We start from the raw sequence: 18,274 nt of genomic DNA, 5'->3' as shown, positions 1-18,274 counted from the left end.
CGTAATCGCGATGGGTGACCAACGACACGGGCACGAACCGTGTCGGCAGGGGCGGTCACGCTGCGGGGTGTCACCATGTGGTGTCCGTGCTCCTGTCCGGATCGGGCCACCGCGAACCGGTGGCGGGGGATGTGTCACGCGCACGCGCGGTGCTGAGTGCGTGCAGTGCCTCGGACCGGTCCGAGCCGGGCCGGGGAGTCGGTGGGGTGGGGCCGTCGCCGTCCGGCCCGTCGTCGTGGCCGCCGGGTCCGCCGGGCTCCGGCGTGTCCCGCCGCCCGGCGGTGACCACCAGCGCGGCCAGGGCGGTCGTCAGCGGTACGGCGGCGACCAGCCCGAGCGTGGCCACCACGCTGCGGACGATCTCCTGGGTGAGGAACTCGCTGGTCACGATCTGGCCGAGCGCGCGGGTGTCGGCGGTGAGCAGGAGCAGCAGCGGCAGCGACGCGCCCGCGTACGCCAGCACGATGGTGTTCACCACCGAGGCGATGTGGGCCCGGCCGACCCGGGTCGCCGAGCGGTACAGCTCCCGGCGGGTGAAGCTCGGGTTGGCGTGCCGCAGTTCGGTCACCGCGGCGGCCTGGGTCACCGTGACGTCGTCGAGCACGCCGAGCGAGCCGATGATGATGCCGGCGAGCAGCAGGCCGTGCAGGTCGACGTCGCCCCGGAACATGGAGAGCGTGGTGGCGTCCTCGCTGCCGAAACCGGTCAGGTGGGTGGCCCGGGTGGCGGCCAGCCCGAGCAGGCCGGTGAGCACCAGGCTGCCGAGCGTGCCGAGGACGGCCACGGAGGTCTGTGCCGAGATGCCGTGCGTCAGGTACAGCACCACGAACATGATCAGTGCCGCGCCGACGATGGCCACCACCAGCGGCGGCTGGCCGGCGCTGATGCCGGGCAGCACGAAGGTGAGCAGGATGGCGAAACTGGCCGCCAGACCGCCCAGCGCGGCCAGGCCGCGCAGCCGTCCGAAGGCCACGATGGCGGCGGCGAACAGCACCGCGAGCCAGATCAGCGGCTTGCCCCGCTGGTGCTCGGCGATGTTGTAGCTGCTGATCGAGGGATCCTCGGGATCGATCAGGGAGACCAGGATGATCGCGTCGCCGACGCTGACCCGGGGTGCCCCCGGCCCGTCCGGCAACGGCGTCTGCACGTCCTGACCTTCGTCCGGGCCGCTGTCGACCCGCACGGTGACCGTGCCGCACTGCTGCCCGGCCGTGGTCGGGGTGCCCTCGGGCACGACCGGGTTCGGTGGACAGGGCTCGTTCACCACCCGCGTGACCGTGCCGTGGTATCGGGGCAGGTCGTCGGCGGCCTCGGGCCGGGGCGGGTCCGAGGGCCAGAGCACGAGCGCGGCGACCAGGGTGGCGAGGAAGAGGGGGACCACCGTCACGATGAGGATCCGCCGCACCCGGGGTGGGGTGGGCGGAGCGGAACGGGTGTGGTCGGCGCCCATTCATTGTCTCCCAACGATTCCAAGGCGAACTACGTACCGGCGGGCGAGATGGTTCAGCGCCGCCGGTCGGCCACGGCGGCGGGCATCCGGAATGGCCCGAGCGTGGCAGGATGGCTGCGTACCGTGAGGGCGGGGCCGGCTCTCGGCAGCCGCAGCAGGGCTGCGGCGGGACTGCCGGGCCGCAGCAGGGCTGTGGCGGGACTGCGGCACCCCGTGGGGGTATGGCGGCGGGCCGCCGGAGGGCTGCTGCGGCGGTGGTGCGTGCCCGACGGCGGGCGGGTGCCGGGAGGTCTCCGGATCGGCTGGCCATCGTGGCGAATGGTAGCCAGGTCGGCATCGGAACGCAGGTCGCGAGCGTGTGTCGGATGCCGGGCGTCGGAGCCGACACCCGAGGCGGGCGTGCTGGTGGGGCGGGTCAGCCGCGCTTCATCAGACGGCCGACGGCGGCCATCATCTCGGAGGCCATCTCGTCGGCGCGGCCCTCGGCGGCGCCCTCGTGCATGCAGTGCCGGGCATGCCCGTCGAGCAGGCCGAGGGCGACCTTGTCCAGGGCGGCCTGGATCGCGGAGATCTGGGTGAGCACGTCGATGCAGTAGCGATCCTCGTCGACCATCTTCTCGACGCCGCGTACCTGCCCCTCGACCCGGCGTAGTCGGGCGAGCAGTTGGTCCTTGCTGGCGGTGTAGCCGCGGATCGGCGCGGGTGTGCTCATGAACACGAGGATAACGTACCCCTGGGGGGTATGGTACGGTCACGGTTGTAGATACCCCCCGAGGGTATTCGACGGGGTGCCCGGCCCGGGTTGACGGGCCTGGAGAGGAGAGTTGCCATGGTCACCACCACGTACCAGGTGCAGGGCATGACCTGCGGCCACTGCGTCAACGCGGTCAGCACCGAGGTCGGCGCGCTCCCCGGCGTCGACGACGTCCGGGTCGACCTGGCCAGCGGCGAGGTCACCGTCACCAGCGAGCAGCCACTGGACCCGGCCGCCGTCCGGGCCGCAGTCGACGAGGCCGGCTTCGAGTTGGTCGCCGCCTGAGGCGACCGGAGACCGAGGTGTCCCGATGAACACGGCGACGAAGGTGAGTGGCTTCGCGCTCAGCCTCGCGGCGGTGTTCGCCGCCGCGTACGGGGTCGGCCAGGTGACCGGGCCGCCGGCCCCGGTCACCGCGACCGGCCACGACGGCACGGCGGACCACGGCGACGACCCGGCCCGGAACGGCCACGACGGTGACGCCGGACACGACGCGGGCGCCGCCGGGCACCTGCCCGGCGGGCTGCTCGTCTCCGAACGCGGCTACACGCTGGTGCCGGTCGGCGCCCCGGCCGGAGAGTTCGCCTTCCGGATCACCGGCCCGGACAGCCGGCCGGTGACCGGGTACGACCTGGTGCACGACAAGCCGATGCACCTGATCGTCGCCCGGCGTGACCTCTCCGGCTTCCGCCACGTACACCCCGAGCTGACGCCCGACGGCACCTGGCGGGTCGCCACGCCGCTGACCGCGCCCGGGGTGTGGCGGGCGTTCGCCGACTTCACCCCGACCGGAGGCGAGCCGTTGACACTCGGTGTCGACGTGACGGTCCCCGGTGCCCTGACCGAGCGTCCGCTGCCCGCACCGGCCCGCACCGCCACGGTCGACGGCTACACGGTCACCCTGGACGGCACGCCACAACCGGGCCACCCGTCCACGCTGACGCTGACCGTCGCGCGCGACGGCGTACCCGTCACGGACCTGGAGCCGTACCTCGGGGCGTACGGGCACCTGGTCGCACTACGGCAGGGTGACCTGGCGTACCTGCACGTCCACCCGGAGGGAGTGCCGGGCGACGGGCGCACCGAGCCCGGACCACGGGTGAGCTTCGCCACCGAGTTCCCGTCCGCCGGTGCGTACCGGCTCTATCTCGACTTCCGCCACGGCGGGGTGGTGCGCACCGCCGAGTTCACCGTGCACGTCGGGGACCCGGTGCGCGTCGGGGACCCGGTCGGTCCGACCGCCGCACCGGACGACGGGCACGGTACGCCCGGACACGGGCACGACTGAGGGACCAACCATGACCACGAGTCGACCCCTGCCCACGGCAGCGAACCTGATCGAGTTGTCCATCGGCGGCATGACCTGCGCCTCCTGCGCCGCCCGTATCGAGAAGAAGCTGAACCGCCTGGACGGCGTGCAGGCCAGCGTCAACTACGCCACCGAGAAGGCCACCGTCACCTACGCCGACCCGGTCACCCCGCAGGATCTGATCGCCACGGTCGAGAAGACCGGCTACACGGCGGCGGTGCCGCCGCCCCGGCAGGACACGCCGGAAGCCGTCGAGCCGGTGGACGAGCTGCGGGTGCTGCGTACCCGCCTCTGGGTGTCGGTGGTGCTCAGCGTGCCGGTGATCGCGCTGGCGATGGTGCCGGCCTGGCAGTTCACCTACTGGCAGTGGCTGTCGCTGACGCTGGCCGCCCCGGTGGTGGTCTACGGCGGACTGCCGTTCCACCGGGCCGCCCTGGTCAACCTGCGGCACGGCGCGGCGACCATGGACACCCTGGTCTCGGTCGGCACGCTCGCCGCCTTCGGCTGGTCGATCTGGGCGCTGTTCCTCGGCACCGCCGGCACGCCCGGCATGACCCATCCGTTCAGCTTCGCGATCAGCCGGACCGACGGCACCGGCCACATCTATCTGGAGGCGGCGGCCGGGGTCACCGCGTTCATCCTCGCCGGGCGGTACTTCGAGGCCCGCGCGAAGCGCACGGCGGGTACGGCCCTGCGAGCGCTGCTGGAACTGGGTGCCAAGGACGTCGCCGTGCTGCGCGGCGGCGTGGAGACCCGGATCCCGGTCGACGAACTCGCCGTGGGGGACCGGTTCGTGGTGCGGCCCGGCGAGAAGATCGCCACCGACGGCACGGTGCACGAGGGTTCCTCGGCGGTCGACGTCAGCATGGTCACCGGCGAGTCGGTGCCGGTCGAGGTGGGCGTCGGCGACACCGTGGTCGGTGGCTGCGTCAACGCCGGTGGCCGGCTGGTGGTCACCGCCACCCGGGTCGGTGCCGACACCCAACTGGCCCAGATGGCCCGGCTGGTCGAGCAGGCGCAGACCGGCAAGGCCGCCGCGCAGCGGCTCGCCGACCGCATCTCGGGGATCTTCGTCCCGATCGTGATCGCCCTGGCCGTCGGCACGCTGGGTTGGTGGCTGGGCTCCGGTGCCGGGTCGACCGCCGCCTTCACCGCCGCCGTGGCGGTGCTGATCATCGCCTGCCCGTGCGCCCTCGGCCTGGCCACGCCGACCGCGCTGCTGGTCGGCACCGGGCGGGGCGCGCAGTTCGGCGTACTGATCAAGGGGCCGGAGGCGCTGGAGTCCACCCGACGGGTGGAGACCGTGGTGCTGGACAAGACCGGCACCGTCACCACCGGCCGGATGACGCTCCTCGACGTCCACGCGGGCGAGGGTGAGCAGCGGGCCGAGGTGCTGCGGCTGGCCGCCGCGCTGGAGTCCGGCTCCGAGCACCCGGTCGCCCGGGCGGTGGTGTCCGGCGCGGACGAACTGGGCGAACTGCCGCCGGTCACCGGGTTCGCCAACGTCGAGGGGCTGGGCGTGACCGGCACCGTGGACGACCGCGAGGTGCTGCTCGGCCGATCCCGGCTGCTGCGGGAGCGGGGACTGGACGTACCCGACGATCTGGTGCGGGCGGCGAACGGAGCGGAGGCGGCCGGACGTACCGCCGTGCTGGTCGGATGGGCCGGGCGGGCCCGGGGCATGCTCGCGGTGGCCGACCAGGTCAAGCCGACCAGCCGGGAAGCGGTCCGCCGGCTGCGCGCCCTCGGTCTGACCCCGGTGCTGCTCACCGGCGACAACACCACCGTCGCCCGCGCGGTCGCCGCCGAGGTCGGCATCGACGAGGTGATCGCCGAGGTGCTGCCGACCGAGAAGGTCGAGGTGGTCGCGGGGTTGCAGGCCGAGGGCCGGGCGGTGGCGATGGTCGGCGACGGGGTCAACGACGCCGCCGCGCTCGCCCAGGCCGACCTGGGGTTGGCCATGGGCACCGGCACGGACGTGGCGATCGAAGCCTCCGACCTGACCCTGGTCCGTGACGATCTGCTGGCCGCCGTGGACGCCATTCGGCTCGCCCGCAGCACCCTCGGCACGATCAAGGGGAACCTGTTCTGGGCGTTCGCCTACAACGTGGCGGCCCTGCCGCTGGCCGCCGCCGGGTTGCTCAATCCGATGATCGCCGGTGCGGCGATGGCCTTCTCCTCGGTCTTCGTGGTCGCCAACAGCCTCCGGCTGCGCCGCTTCCGACCGATTTCTTGGAAACAGGATGGTTCCGATGCGGTTCGGCTGGGTACCTGATTCGCGTAGCAAGAGCATGAGCCGATACCCCGGGAGGCTGACATGGGCTTCGATGACAAGTTGAACAACACCACCGAGAACACCACCGGCAAGGTGAAGGAAGGTGTCGGCCGGGCAACCGACAACGAGCAGTTGGAGGCCGAGGGTCGCGGCGACCAGGTGAAGGCCAACATCAAGCAGGCGGGCGAGAAGATCAAGGACGCCTTCCGGAGCTGACCGGATCGCACCTCCGACACCGCCGGGCCGCACTTCAGGCCCGGCGGTGTCGTATGCGTCGATGATTTTTCGGAAGTCGTCGGGAACCAACCCGGGAGCCGGAGCGACCAATACGGCGATGACTGCCGTGACCGACGACATCAGCGGGTACGCGTTCGCCGCAGGGCGGGGCGACCAGGCTGCCGCCGCCGCATTCGTGCGCGCGACGCAGCACGACGTACGGCGGTTCCTGGCCCATCTGCCCGGCGTGCGGGACGTCGACGACCTGGTCCAGGAGACGTACCTGCGGGCCTGGCGCGCGTTGCCCTCGTTCGCCGGCCGCTCCAGCGCCCGGACCTGGCTGCTCTCCATCGCCCGACGGGTCGCCGTCGACCAGGTGCGGGCAGCCGTGTCCCGGCCCCGCACCGCCAACCTCGCCGACTGGCAGTCCGCCGCCGAGGCGACTCCGGCCGGCGTCGAGGCCGCCATGGACGAGCAGGTGGTGCTGCGCGGGCTGCTGGACGGGCTCGTGCACGAACGGCGGGAGGCGTTCGTCGCCACCCAACTACTCGGGCTCTCCTATGCCGAGGCGGCCCAGGTGTGTGACGTACCGATCGGCACGATCCGGTCCCGGGTGGCCCGCGCCCGCGAGGACCTCGTCGCAGCTCTGGAGACGGCGACCCCGCGCCTCCGTCGGGGCCGGGACGGCACCGCCGGCTGACGCGGCGGTCGGCGCAGCTCTTGTTGGTGCTGCTTGTCAGGCGGCGCCTGTCGCGGCCCGTGTGGGGGCTGCCTTGTCGGGCGGCGCGGCGCTTGTCGCGGCCCGTGTGAGGGCTGCGTTTTGAGGCGGTGCGGGTCTTGTGGGGGCTGTGTGCGGCGGTCGTCCCGGCCCCTGTGGGGGCGCGTCGTCAGGCGGCGCGGCGGTCGTCGCGGCCGTGCCGGGCCTGGGCCGAGTGCGGCGGCAGCAGCCGCAGCGGAGCGGGCTCGTCGATCTCGTCGAGACGCAGTCGCCAGCGGGAGCGCTCGGGTCGTTGCCGGTCACTCGGGTCACCGGGGCGGCGCAGGCTGCGGGCCAGCAATACGGTGATCAGGTAGCCGACCACCAGGAACCCGTGGCTGACCAGCCGTTCCACGGCGACCTGCGAGGCGACCAGGTCGTTGACCGAGAGCAGGACCAGGGTGGCCACGAAGGCGCTGAGCATCGGCAGCAGCCCGGACGGGGCGGTCCGACGCAACGCGACGAAGAGGAAACCGGCGCCGACCGCCACGTTCCAGGCGGCGGACTCGTGCCACAGGTGCTGGCCGGTGGAGTGCACGTGCTCGGCCACCTCGGCCCGGCCGATCTGCGCCAGCCCGAGCACCAGTTGCACCGCGCCCAGCAGACCCAGCGACACCCGCAGCGCGGTGATCGTCCGGGCACGTCCGGCCAGCGACGTGAAAAGGTCGCCATGGGACGTGACGGCGGCGAGCCGGACGCGCCAACCCGGGCGCGGCGGCGGTGCGGCGGCGAGGATCGTCGCGGTCAGGTCCGGCAGCGCGGACACCACCTGGGTACGCGCCCGCCGGGTCACCGTCGCCGCCGTGTTCAACCACCGGCGGCAGCCGGCACACCTGCTCAGGTGCAGATCGACACCGCGCTGCTCATCTGCCGTCGCCTCGCCGTCCAACTGCGCCGAGAGAATCTCCCGCCACTGCTCACACCCCATGTATCCGTAGTCGCTCCCGGGCCCGGCATGGTTCCCGCCGAACCCGAAAGAGCCGAGGTCAGGACTCCGACACGCGGCGGGGGGTCAGGAGGCCGTCGGTTCCGGCGCGGCTCCGGTTCCGGTTCCGGCTCGCTTCCGGCTTGGGTTTGGTTTCGGCTTTGGCGGTTAGGAAGGGTCCCCTGCTATGCACGAGGCGTTAGCAGGGGACCCTTCCTTGCACCGGGGTCGGGGTCAGGAGCCGCCCCGGGCGGCCCAGGCGTGCAGGGCGTCCCGGTCGCCAGCCTCGTCGAGGTTGATCGCCGCCTCGATCAGGGCCAGGTGCGTGAACGCCTGCGGATAGTTGCCCAGCGCGGTGCCGTCGGGGTCGAGTTGTTCGGCGTACAGACCGAGCGGGCCCGCGTAGCTGAGGAGCTGGTCGAACGCCTTGCGGGCCTCGTCCCGTCGACCGGCCAGCACCAGCGCCGAGACCAGCTCGAACGAGCAGAGCAGGAACGCGCCCTCCTCGCCGGGCAGCCCGTCGTCGGCCCGGTAGCGGCGCACCAGGGCGGGGCCGATCTCCAACTCCTGCCGGATCCGGTCGATGGTGGACTGCATCCGGGGATCGTCGCCGGGCAGGAAACCGACCAGCGGGATGCGCAGGAGGGAGGCGTCCAGCTCGGTGGAGCCGTACGCCATCACGAAGCTGCCGACCTCCGGGTCGTAGCCGCGTTCCAGCACCTCGGCGTGGACCGCGTCGCGAGCCGTACGCCAGTGTGCGACGTCCGCCGTCCGGTCGTCGAGCAGCTCGGCCAGCCGGATGCCCCGGTCCAGGCAGACCCAGGTCATCACCTTGGCGTTGACGTAGTGCTGGCGCGGTCCACGGATCTCCCAGATGCCGTGGTCCGGCTCGCTCCACCGGTCGGCCATCACCTCGACGTGCTTGCGGAGCAACTCCCACTGGTCCTGGGTCAGCTCGCCGGTCAGCTCGTGGTACACCAGCGCGGCATCCAGGATGTGCCCGTACGTGTCGAACTGCACCTGCTCGACGGCCTCGTTGCCGACCCGGACCGGCCGGGAGCCGGCGTACCCCTCCAGGTGTTCCAGCTCGCGTTCCTCGTCGATGTGGCCGTGGATGCCGATCAGCGGCGTGAGCAGGTCACCGGAGCAGACGGAGATCAGGAAGTGCAGGTAGCGTCGACCTTCCTCGGCGTGCCCGAGGCGGAACAACGCGAGCAGCAGCAGCGCCGAGTCCCGGTGCCAGGCGTACCGGTAGTCCCAGTTGCGCACCCCGCCGATGTGCTCGGGGAGGCTGGTGGTCGGCGCGGCGATCAACGCGCCGGTCTCGTCGAACGCGAGCCCGCGCAGCACCAGCGCGCTGTGCCGGACCTCGTCCGCGCCGAAGCCGGCGTAGTCGCTGCGGGTGGACCACTCCTGCCAGGTCCGGCAGGTACGCGCCAGCATCTCGTCGGCGTCGACGTCCCGGGTGGCGTCCTCGTCGTAGCCGACCAGCACGGCCGCCTCCTGGCCGGCGGAGAGTTCCGCTTCGATCCGCAGCACCCCGTCGGCGCTCTCGGCCGGCAGGTCGGTGTCGACCCAGAGCGGGGTGTCGGCGGCCCGCCAGCGTCCGTCGACCTGTTCCCACGTGGTGTCGCGGGCGCCGTGGTCGGGCCGGGGCCGGATCCGCACGTCCAGCCGGACCGTGCCCTCCTCCACCGTCACCCGGCGCACCAGCACCTTGTCCGCGCGTAGCGGCTGGGCGTCGTCGCCCGGCGCCACCGCGAGGAAGTCCTTGACGACCGCCACCCCGTCGGGCGTCGACCACCGGCTCTCCAGCACCAGCGTGTCGGGCAGATACCGCCGGGTCGGGGCGGCGCATCCGGCCACGGTGAGGTTGAGCGCGCCGCCGACCTCACGATCCAGCAGGCGGGCGAAGACGGCGTCACCGGCGAAGTGCGGCACGCAGAACCACTCGACCGCGCCGTCGGCGGCGACCAGCGCGGCGGTGTGGGTGTCGGAGAGAAAGGCGTACGAGTCGATCGGGGGATAGGTCATCGCAGCTCCGGTAGGACGTGGTTGCCGAATTGCTCGTTCGACACGGGTTTGGTTCATGAATACCCAGCTCGCGGCCGGGTAAGCGCCCCGCTCGCCACGGAGAAGAGGTCGTGATGCCCCAGCCGTTCGTGAACTGGTCCGGCAGCCTCTCCTTCACCCCCGGTGGCAACGCCGAGCCGGCCGACGAGGACGAGGTACGCGACCTGGTGTTGCGGGCCCGCGAGTCCGGCACCCACCTGAGGCCGGTCGGCTCGGGGCACTCGTCGAGTCCACTGGTCCGCACCAACGGGACGCTGGTCAGCCTGGACCGGCTCGCCGGGGTCGTCCACCAGGACGATGACCAGTTCACGGTCTGGGGCGGCACCCGGTTGAAGGCGCTCGGTGAGAGCCTCTACGACGCCGGTCTGGCGATGGAGAACCTCGGCGACGTCGACTACCAGTCGATCGCGGGCGCCACCGCCACCGGTACGCACGGCACCGGCGTCCGCTTCGGCAACCTCTCCACTCAGGTCACCGGGGTGCGGTTGGTGACCGGCACCGGCGAAACGCTGGACATCTCGCCGACCAGCAACGCCGAGTTGCTGCCCGCCGCGCGGCTGTCGCTCGGTGCCCTGGGCGTGGTCACCAAGATCACCATTGACGCGCAGCCCCGCTACGAACTGCGCCGACGGGCCTGGTGCGCGCCGGTCGACTGGACCCTGGACCACCTGGCCGAGTTGCAGCACACCAACCGCAACATGGACTTCTACTGGTACCCGCGCAGCGATTTGACCCAGATCCGCACCATGAACCGCGCCGACGACCTGCCGGAGGGGCAGATGTGGGTGGCCCGCCAGGCGCTGGAGTCGACCCCGTGGACCGAACCCCTCGAACTGGAGATCGGCCCGACCCACCGGACCATCCCACAGGACCGGGACCTGCGGTTCGAGGAGATCGAGTACATGCTGCCGGCCGAGGCGTTCACGTCCTGCTTCGCCGAGGTCCGCAAGCGGATCCTGAACCGGCACCGGCGCATCGTGGGGTGGCGGGTGCTGGTGCGGACCATCGCCGCCGACGACATCTGGCTCAGCAACGCGTACGACCGCCCCACCACCACCATCGCCTGCCTGCAGAACACCTCGCTGCCGTACGAGGAGTACTTCCGCGACATGGAGGCGATCTTCCGGCAGTACGGTGGCCGACCGCACTGGGGCAAGAAGCACTGGCTGACCGCACGGGAACTGCGCCCCCTCTTCCCGCACTGGGACGACTTCCGGGAGGCACGGCGTCGACTCGACCCGGACGGGGTGTTCCTCACCCCCGACCTGGCCCGACTGCTTGAGGAGGCGTGATGGGACAGCTCGGTGGACTCGTCTGGGTGGTGCCGGGCGGACACATCCCGCTCGACAGCAACGGACCCGAACCGGAGTTCACCAGCTTCGACAAGATCTGCGTCCTCAACACCACCGACGCCGACGCCCGGCTCACGCTCACCTTCTACTACGAGGACGCCGAGCCGGTCGGCCCGTACCGCTTCGTCGTCGGTGCCCGACGGATCCGGCACGTCCGCGTCAACGACCTGATCGATCCGGAGGCCGTCCGCCTGGACCGCCCGTACGGCTGCGTGGTGCACGCCTCGGAGCCGGTGGTGGTGCAGTTCCTGCGGCAGGACTCCCGTCTCCCGGGCACCGTCACGCTCACCGGCACCATGGCCCATCCGGCCGGGTAGGCCGGGATGTAAGGAAGGGACCCGTACTAACGCCTGGTGCATAGCAGGGGTCCCCTGCTTACATCCGGGTAGGGTGCGGCCCGTGACCGTGCTGCGTTCCGTGCTGCTGTTCGTGCTCGCCGCCATCGCCGAGATCGGCGGGGCCTGGCTGGTGTGGCAGGGCTGGCGGGAGCATCGCGGGCTGTGGTTCGTCGCCGCCGGGGTGCTCGCCCTCGGGGCGTACGGCTTCGTCGCCACCTTCCAGCCGGACCCGAACTTCGGGCGCATCCTGGCCGCCTACGGTGGCGTCTTCGTCGCCGGTTCGCTGGCGTGGGGCATGATCTTCGACGGGTTCCGGCCGGATCGATGGGACGTCACCGGCGCGGCGATCTGCCTGCTCGGCGTGGCCGTGATCATGTACGCCCCGCGCGGCGCCTGACGAGTAGGAGACCTCGATGCGTCTGATCTTCGCCAGCCTGGCCTCGATCGGTCACGCCTACCCGATGATCCCGCTGGCCGTCGCCGCCCGCGAGGCCGGGCACGAGGTGCACTTCGCCGCCGGGGAGGCGGTGCACGCCCCGCTGGCCGCGAACGGACTACGACCGTTCCGTCCCGCCGACACGTTCTACGAGATGTACGCCGAAGACCTGGCACCGGACCTGGAGCGGTTGGCACCGGATCTGGTGGTGCACGGCTGGGGCGTACCCGGGGCGGCCGTCGCCGCCGCGCGGGCCGGGATTCCCGGGCTCTGGCACGGCTTCGGCCGGATGTTCCCGCCGCACATCGGCCTGGAGTCGCCGACCGCGATCGCCGACGCACCCGGGCGGCCGCACCTGGACATCTGCCCACCGTCGTTGCAGGACGCCACGTTCGCCGCGACGGCCGAGCGGATCGTCCTGCGGCCCGTCCCGTTCTCGGCACCGGGACCGACGCCGACCTGGGACGACGACAGGTCAGGGCCGCTGGTCTATCTGACCTTCGGGACCGCCTTCGGGACCGCTGACCTGGTGACGACCGCCGTCGCCGGGCTGGCTCGGCTGGGGGCCCGGGTGGTGGTGGCCGCCGGGCGGGTGCCGGTGGAGGAGATCGGCGTCGTACCGGCCGACGTGGTCGTGCGGGAGTGGGTGCCGCAGGCGGAGGTGCTGCCCCGGGCGGACCTGGTGGTGCACCACGGCGGCAGCGGCACCACGCTCGGTGCCCTCACCGCCGGTCTGCCGCAACTGATCCTCCCGCAGGGCGCCGACCAGTTCGCCAACGCCGACGCCGTGGTGGCCGCCGGTGCGGGGCTGCGGTTGCGGCCCGACGAGGTGTCCGCCGAGGCGGTCGCCGAGCAGGCCGCGCGCCTGCTGCCGCGCCGGTCGGCGCATCGTGAGGCCGCCGCCGCGCTGGCCCGGGAGATCGCCGCGATGCCGGGGCCGACCGAGGTGGCGCGGCGACTCCCTGAGTACGCCTGACCCGAGCGCGCGTCGGTGATCCGGCCGGACGGTGCCGCGTCGTCGACCCCGGCCGGAGGCCGCGTAGCCGACATCGCGGGTGGGTCGGCACGCCGACAGGGGCTGGACCGGCGACACCGTCGCAGTGACCATAGGTAGCGGTCCGAACGCCTTCAGCGACGAAGTCGGTGGTCCTCGTCCGGCGCGCGACGGGGCGCCGCGCCGTCACCGCCCAGGAGGTACGCCCATGGCCGTCACCCCGACCCGACGTCGTGTCCGCCCTCCGCGCTCCACGCCGGTGCCCACCGAGTCGGTGCTGCCCGAGCTGCGGACGATGTGGTGGGAGACCGGGATGCGGGCCCGGACGGAGGCCGGCCTGTTCGCCGTCTTCGCCGAACTTCCCAAGCTGGTCTGGGCGGCGCTGCGGATCAGTTGGCGGGCGGACCGGCTGCGTACCTCGGTGGTGGCCGTGGCGACGGTCGGCGCGGGGGTGATGTCGGCGTTCGGGCTGCTGGCGACGCAGCGGGTGCTGGTGGAGCTGTTCGCCGGTGGGCCGACCGGGGACAAGGTGGTGGCGGCGCTGCCGGCGCTCGCGGTGCTGGCGGCGGCGACCGCAGTGCGGTCCGGCATGGCGATCGCCACCGGGTACGCGTTGAACGGGCTGACGCCCCGGGTGAGCCGGGAGGTGGAGCGGGGCCTGTTCGAGGTGACCACGGCGGTCCGGTTGGAGGCGTTCGACGCGGACGCGTTCGCCGACGACATGGAACGGGCGTCGAGGGGCACCGACTCGGCGGTCAGTCTGGTGCCGGCCTCGATGAACCTGCTCGCCGGGTTCGTCGGCGTGGTGGCGGTGGCCGTGGCCGTGGTGGTGGTCCACCCGTTGTTGCTGCTGGCGTTGCTGGTCGCGACGGTGCCGAACGCCTGGGCGTCGCTGCGCGCCGGACACCTGCACTACCGGACCTACATCGCCGGCTCGGTGCGGCGGCGGCGGATGTGGTTGCTGCACCGGCTGATGGCCGAACGGGACTCGGCACCGGAGCTGCGCTCGTACGGGCTGCGCCGGTTCCTGCTCGACCAGCACGACCGGGTGATGGGGGTGGAGACCGACATCCAGCTCGCGTTGGCCCGCCGGGTCACCACGACCACCACGGTGGGGTCGCTCGTCGGCGGTGTCGCCACCGGTCTGGTCTACGTCCTGCTCGGCCTCTTGCTCATCGACGGGCAGATCCCGCTCGCCGCCGCGGCGACGTGTGTGATCGCGGTGCAGGCGGCGCAGCGTTCGCTCTCCGTGGTGACCTTCCAGATGGACCGGGTCTACACCGAGGGTCAGCACTTCCGCGACTACACCGGCTTCATGACGCGGGCCGCCGGGTACCTGCCGGAGGCGGTGGACGCCGTGCCGCCGGAGCGGTTGCGGGAGTTGACCGTCGACGGGGTGAGCCTGCGCTACCCGGAGCGGGACGACCTGGCCGTCGACGGGGTGACGCTGACCGTCCGGGCGGGGCAGACCGTGGCGTTCGTCGGGGAGAACGGTTCCGGCAAGAGCACTCTCGCCGCGTTGATCGCCTCCCTGCGTACCCCCACCGAGGGGACGATCCGGTGGAACGGGCGGGCGCTGACCGAGTGGGACCGGGACGGCCTGCGCGGTCGGATCGCCGTGGTCACGCAGGAGTATCACAAGTGGCCGTTCACCGCCGCCACGAACATCGCCATCGGCGACATCGAGGGCGAGGTCCGGCAGGACCGGATCGAGGCGGCGGCGGCTCGTGCGGTCGCGGACGAGATGATCCGCGAGTTGCCGTACGGGTACGAGACGCTGCTCGACCGGACCTTCGCCAACGGGCAGGACCTCTCCGGCGGTCAGTGGCAGCGGATCACCGCCGCCCGTGGTTTCCTGCGCGATGCGGAGTTGCTGGTGATGGACGAGCCCTCCTCGGCGCTCGACCCGAGGGCGGAGGACGCACTGTTCCAGGCGATCCGCGACCGGCAGGGGCGGGCGACCACGATCCTCATCACGCACCGGCTGGCCAACGTCCGGCACGCCGACCGGATCTTCGTGCTGCACCACGGTCGCCTGGTCGAGGCCGGCACCCACGACGAACTGATGGCCGCCGCCGGCCGTTACGCCGACCTGTTCACCCTTCAGGCGGCCGGGTACGGTCCGGTCGACCGGCTGCCGGGCCCGCGACCGCCGGCCACGTCGGCCCCGGGCAGCACCGAGTCCTGATCTTTCCGAATGTCTGGTTCAGTCATTTTCGTCCCTCCGTGAACGCGGAAGGGCGCAGGCTGCCGGTCATGGCCAGCGCCCGACCGTCGGTGTTGGTCACCCGGGCGGTCACCACCGGAAACCTGCCGGTGCCCGGCTCGGCTGCCGATCTAAGGACTAAAAACCCTAATGGGTTATAAGTCCGTTTGCCTGACGCGGCGTTTGTCGCGGACGGCGGTGGGAACGGGAAGCGGCACCGACAGTCAGGAGCGGGGCATGAGTCAACCGGTGCCGGGCGAGCCCGTCGGCGAACTGGAACTCGTCCACACCTTCACCGGGCCGATGCCGACCGGGGTGAGCGTCTCGCACACCGGCCGGATCTTCGTCACCTTCCCCCGGTGGGGCGACGAGGTCCCCGCCACGGTGGTCGAGCTGCGCGACGGTGCCGAGGTGCCGTACCCGGATCCGGAGTGGAACCAGCCGGGCGGCGACGACGACGTGGGGGCGTTCGTCTCGGTGCAGAGCATCGTGGTCGACCCGGCCGACCGGCTCTGGGTGCTCGACACCGGCAGCCCGATGTTCCAGCCCACCCGGCCCGGCGGCCCCAAACTCGTCCGCGTCGACCTGACCACCGACACCGTCGCCCAGGTGATCACTTTCCCGCCGGACGTGGCGCTGCCCACCACCTACCTCAACGACGTACGGTTCGACCTGCGGCGCGGGGCCGCCGGGATCGCGTACGTCACCGACTCGGCGGTCGCCGGGGCGAACGGGATCATCATCGTGGACCTCGACACCGGCGCCTCGTGGCGGCGGCTGCACGAGCACCCGTCCACGAAACCGGAGCCGCTGTCCCGCTTCCGGCCGGTGGTGGAGGGCCGCCCGTTCCTGGAGCGGCCGGCGCAGGGGCCACCGAAACCGGTCACCGTCGGCTCGGACGGCATCGCCATCTCCGCCGACGGGACCCGGCTCCACTACTGCGCGCTCGCCTCACGCCAGTGGTACAGCGTGTCCACCGATGCCCTCGTGGACGTCTCGCTCGGCGAGGACGAGGTGGCCGCCACCGTCCGGCACGAGGGCGACAAGGGCACCGGGTCGGACGGCCTGGAGAGCGACGACGCCGGGCGGATCTACCTGACGTCGTACGAGCACAACGCGGTGCTCCGCCGCCGCAGGGACGGCGACTACGAGACGGTGGTGCACGATCCCCGCCTGCTCTGGCCGGACAGCATGTCGGTGGCCGTCGACGGGTATCTCTACGTGACCGCCAACCAACTCCACCGGCAGGCCGTGTACCACCGGGGCGAGGACCTGCGCCGCAAGCCGTACGCGTTGTTCCGGACCCGGATCGACGCCGGGCCGGTGCTCTTGCGCTGAGCCGGGCTCACTGCCCGGCGGTGCGACGGCGGCGCAGCAGGAACACCGCCGCTCCGACCGCCAGGATGACCAGCACCCCGGCGCCGACCAACAGCCCCACCGGGGTCGAGTCGTCGTCGGCACCGCTCGCGGCGGGACTGGTGGAGACGGTCGGCTCGGCCGACGGGGTGGTCTCGGTCGGCTCCGGGCTGGGCGTGGGGCTCGGGGTCGGGCTGGGGGTCGGCTCGGCGGTGGCGGTCGGGTCGGCCACGGTGAACGTGTACGACCCCTGCACCGGGTGCCCGTCGGCGGAGACGATCCGGTACGCCACCGTGTAGACGCCGTTGACCAGCGGCTCGTCGATGGTGACCGTGCCCTTGGTGCCGTCCACCTCCGGCTCGCTGGTGGCCACCTTCTCCTTGTCCGCGTCACTGAGCGTGATCGTGGTGTAGTCCGGGTTCAGCCGCTGGAGGAACTGCAGGGTGACCTTGGACGGCGCCTTCTTGACCTCGGCGTCCTGCGCCGGGGTGGCCTTGGTCAGCACGTTGTGCGCGTACGCGGGGGAGGCGGGCGTGGCCAGCAGCGCCGTGGCGGCCAGCAGCGAGGCGGCCAGCGCGGCGGTGACCCGGTGGCGGAGGCGGGTGGACATGCGGGTGATTCTCCTCGTCAGTCGAGCAGTTGCCGGCCGATCCAGCCGTCCTCCGGGCACCCCGGCGGGACGGCGAAGACGGCGGAACCGATCGGGGTGACCCACTCGTTGAGCAGGTCCCGCTCGGCGAGCCGCCGCTGGATGGGCAGGAACTGGCGGTCGATGTCGGCCTGGTAGGAGGCGAAGATCAGTCCGCTGTCGGCGGTGCCGTCGGCGGCCGGTGTTCCATCGTAGTTGTAGGGGCGGCGGAGGATCCGGAACCGGTCGTCGGTGACGTGTGCGCGGGTGACGTGGGAGAAGTCCGGCATCACGGTCAGCCCGTCCGGGCCGAGGGCGGCGAAGTCCGGCTCGTCGTGCTCGTCCGCGCCGGTCAGCGGGGCACCGTCGTTCAGTCGCCGGCCGACGGCCATTTCCCGGTCGACGCGGCCGAGCAGGTCCCAGGTCTCCAGGTCCATCCTGATGCGCCGCACCACGAGCGTGGTGCCGTGCCGCAGCCAGTCCGGGCCGTCCGGCACCCAGACCGCAGTCTCCACCGGCGCGCCCGGCTTCGGGTTGGCGGTGCCGTCGAGCTGACCGAACAGGTTGCGTTGGGTCCGGCCCGGCTCGGCACCGGCGGCCCGCCGGAAACCCTGCTGGACCCAGCGGACGGTGGCGAACGGGCGGCTGTCCTTGACCAGCACCCGCTGGGCGTGCGCGACGGTGATCGGGTCGTCGGCGCAGACCTGCACCAGCAGGTCCCCGCCGGACCAGCGCGGTTGCAGCCGGTCGATGCGGAACGCGGGCAGGTCGGCGACCGAGGGCGGGCGGCGGTCGTCGAGGCCTGCGGCGGTGAAGAGACCCGGGCCGAAGCCGAAGGTCACGGTGAGCCGGGCGGGAAGCATCCCGAGTTCGGGCTCGGTGTCGGCCAGCGCCGGCCGGCCCTGGGTGAGCCGGGCGGCGTCGTCGGAGAGCAGCCGTAGCATCCGGCCGAGGGCGGCCCGGTCGGTGCCGGGACGCAGGGTGAAGGCGACGAACGCCGCGTGCGCCTGGGGCTCGGTGGTGATCCCGGACTGGTGTGCGCCGTGGAACGGCTCGACCGCCGCGCCGACGGTGACCGCGACCGGCTCGGGGCGTACCGGTGGCGGGTCGTTGCGGCCGGCGGCGACCGCAGCGGCGCCGGCCAGCGTGCCCCCGGCGGCCAGGGCGCCGCCGGTGAGCAGGCCGCGTCGGCTCACCGGCCGACG

At 72.3% G+C, this 18,274-nt stretch carries 17 protein-coding genes; 11 read left to right on the top strand and 6 right to left on the bottom strand.

Annotation, left to right across the window (positions count from 1 at the left end):
* Positions 1-70 precede the first annotated feature (70 nt).
* On the bottom strand, positions 71-1,450 hold the full coding sequence (locus tag ACFYTT_RS08535; protein WP_176092427.1) for a YibE/F family protein: 1,380 nt from the start codon (positions 1,448-1,450) through the stop codon (positions 71-73).
* A 415-nt stretch (positions 1,451-1,865) separates the two neighbouring features.
* Positions 1,866-2,162: a metal-sensitive transcriptional regulator gene (locus tag ACFYTT_RS08530; RefSeq protein WP_117230386.1), complete on the bottom strand. Its 297-nt coding sequence runs from the start codon at positions 2,160-2,162 to the stop codon at positions 1,866-1,868.
* Positions 2,163-2,279: 117 nt separating this feature from the next.
* Between ACFYTT_RS08530 and ACFYTT_RS08525 the strand changes: the two genes are divergently transcribed.
* The 5 genes from ACFYTT_RS08525 to ACFYTT_RS08505 all read left to right on the top strand — a co-directional run bounded on the left by ACFYTT_RS08525 (position 2,280) and on the right by ACFYTT_RS08505 (position 6,704).
* Positions 2,280-2,489 carry a heavy-metal-associated domain-containing protein gene (locus tag ACFYTT_RS08525; protein WP_131055038.1) on the top strand — a complete coding sequence of 70 codons (210 nt, stop codon included), beginning with the start codon at positions 2,280-2,282 and terminating at the stop codon, positions 2,487-2,489.
* Positions 2,490-2,514: 25 nt separating this feature from the next.
* Entirely contained in the window at positions 2,515-3,492 is a 978-nt protein-coding gene (locus ACFYTT_RS08520) for a hypothetical protein (RefSeq protein ID WP_387258229.1), read from the top strand.
* 10 nt (positions 3,493-3,502) lie between these two features.
* Positions 3,503-5,788, top strand: a complete 2,286-nt coding sequence (locus ACFYTT_RS08515; protein ID WP_387258227.1) for a heavy metal translocating P-type ATPase — start codon at positions 3,503-3,505, stop codon at positions 5,786-5,788.
* Positions 5,789-5,830: 42 nt separating this feature from the next.
* Entirely contained in the window at positions 5,831-6,004 is a 174-nt protein-coding gene (locus ACFYTT_RS08510; RefSeq protein ID WP_131055032.1) for a CsbD family protein, read from the top strand.
* A 118-nt stretch (positions 6,005-6,122) separates the two neighbouring features.
* Entirely contained in the window at positions 6,123-6,704 is a 582-nt protein-coding gene (locus ACFYTT_RS08505; RefSeq protein WP_131055030.1) for a sigma-70 family RNA polymerase sigma factor, read from the top strand.
* 187 nt (positions 6,705-6,891) lie between these two features.
* Here the strand turns inward: ACFYTT_RS08505 and ACFYTT_RS08500 are convergent, their stop codons facing one another.
* Positions 6,892-7,689, bottom strand: a complete 798-nt coding sequence (locus ACFYTT_RS08500; RefSeq protein ID WP_387258222.1) for a zf-HC2 domain-containing protein — start codon at positions 7,687-7,689, stop codon at positions 6,892-6,894.
* A gap of 231 nt (positions 7,690-7,920) precedes the next feature.
* Positions 7,921-9,720 (bottom strand): glycoside hydrolase family 15 protein, encoded by a 1,800-nt coding sequence (locus tag ACFYTT_RS08495; RefSeq protein ID WP_387258219.1) that lies wholly within the window; start codon positions 9,718-9,720, stop codon positions 7,921-7,923.
* 113 nt (positions 9,721-9,833) lie between these two features.
* Between ACFYTT_RS08495 and ACFYTT_RS08490 the strand changes: the two genes are divergently transcribed.
* The 6 genes from ACFYTT_RS08490 (at position 9,834) to ACFYTT_RS08465 (ending at position 16,423) form a co-directional block, all read left to right on the top strand.
* Positions 9,834-11,051, top strand: a complete 1,218-nt coding sequence (locus ACFYTT_RS08490; protein ID WP_387258217.1) for a D-arabinono-1,4-lactone oxidase — start codon at positions 9,834-9,836, stop codon at positions 11,049-11,051.
* Positions 11,051-11,428: a sensory rhodopsin transducer gene (locus ACFYTT_RS08485; protein ID WP_176092433.1), complete on the top strand. Its 378-nt coding sequence runs from the start codon at positions 11,051-11,053 to the stop codon at positions 11,426-11,428. The genes ACFYTT_RS08490 and ACFYTT_RS08485 overlap by 1 nt, the downstream gene beginning before the upstream one ends.
* 82 nt (positions 11,429-11,510) lie before the next feature.
* Positions 11,511-11,846: a YnfA family protein gene (locus ACFYTT_RS08480; RefSeq protein WP_131056141.1), complete on the top strand. Its 336-nt coding sequence runs from the start codon at positions 11,511-11,513 to the stop codon at positions 11,844-11,846.
* A gap of 16 nt (positions 11,847-11,862) precedes the next feature.
* Positions 11,863-12,861 carry a glycosyltransferase gene (locus ACFYTT_RS08475; RefSeq protein WP_387258214.1) on the top strand — a complete coding sequence of 333 codons (999 nt, stop codon included), beginning with the start codon at positions 11,863-11,865 and terminating at the stop codon, positions 12,859-12,861.
* A 226-nt stretch (positions 12,862-13,087) separates the two neighbouring features.
* A complete protein-coding gene (locus ACFYTT_RS08470; RefSeq protein WP_131055992.1) occupies positions 13,088-15,067 on the top strand; it encodes an ABC transporter ATP-binding protein in 1,980 nt (659 codons plus the stop codon).
* Between the two features lie 255 nt (positions 15,068-15,322).
* Positions 15,323-16,423: an L-dopachrome tautomerase-related protein gene (locus tag ACFYTT_RS08465; protein WP_387258212.1), complete on the top strand. Its 1,101-nt coding sequence runs from the start codon at positions 15,323-15,325 to the stop codon at positions 16,421-16,423.
* Between the two features lie 7 nt (positions 16,424-16,430).
* Here the strand turns inward: ACFYTT_RS08465 and ACFYTT_RS08460 are convergent, their stop codons facing one another.
* Entirely contained in the window at positions 16,431-17,051 is a 621-nt protein-coding gene (locus tag ACFYTT_RS08460; RefSeq protein WP_387258210.1) for a copper resistance protein CopC, read from the bottom strand.
* Positions 17,052-17,068: 17 nt separating this feature from the next.
* The gene (locus tag ACFYTT_RS08455) at positions 17,069-18,265 is read right to left on the bottom strand and encodes a Dyp-type peroxidase (protein WP_387258656.1); all 1,197 of its coding nucleotides are present in this window, start codon (positions 18,263-18,265) and stop codon (positions 17,069-17,071) included.
* Positions 18,266-18,274 lie beyond the last annotated feature (9 nt).

The organism is Micromonospora sp. NPDC003816 (assembly GCF_042874705.1).
Classification (GTDB): Bacteria; Actinomycetota; Actinomycetes; order Mycobacteriales; family Micromonosporaceae; genus Micromonospora.
The sequence above is the reverse complement of the archived record's forward strand: the minus strand, read 5'-3'. Positions and strand labels throughout refer to the sequence as shown.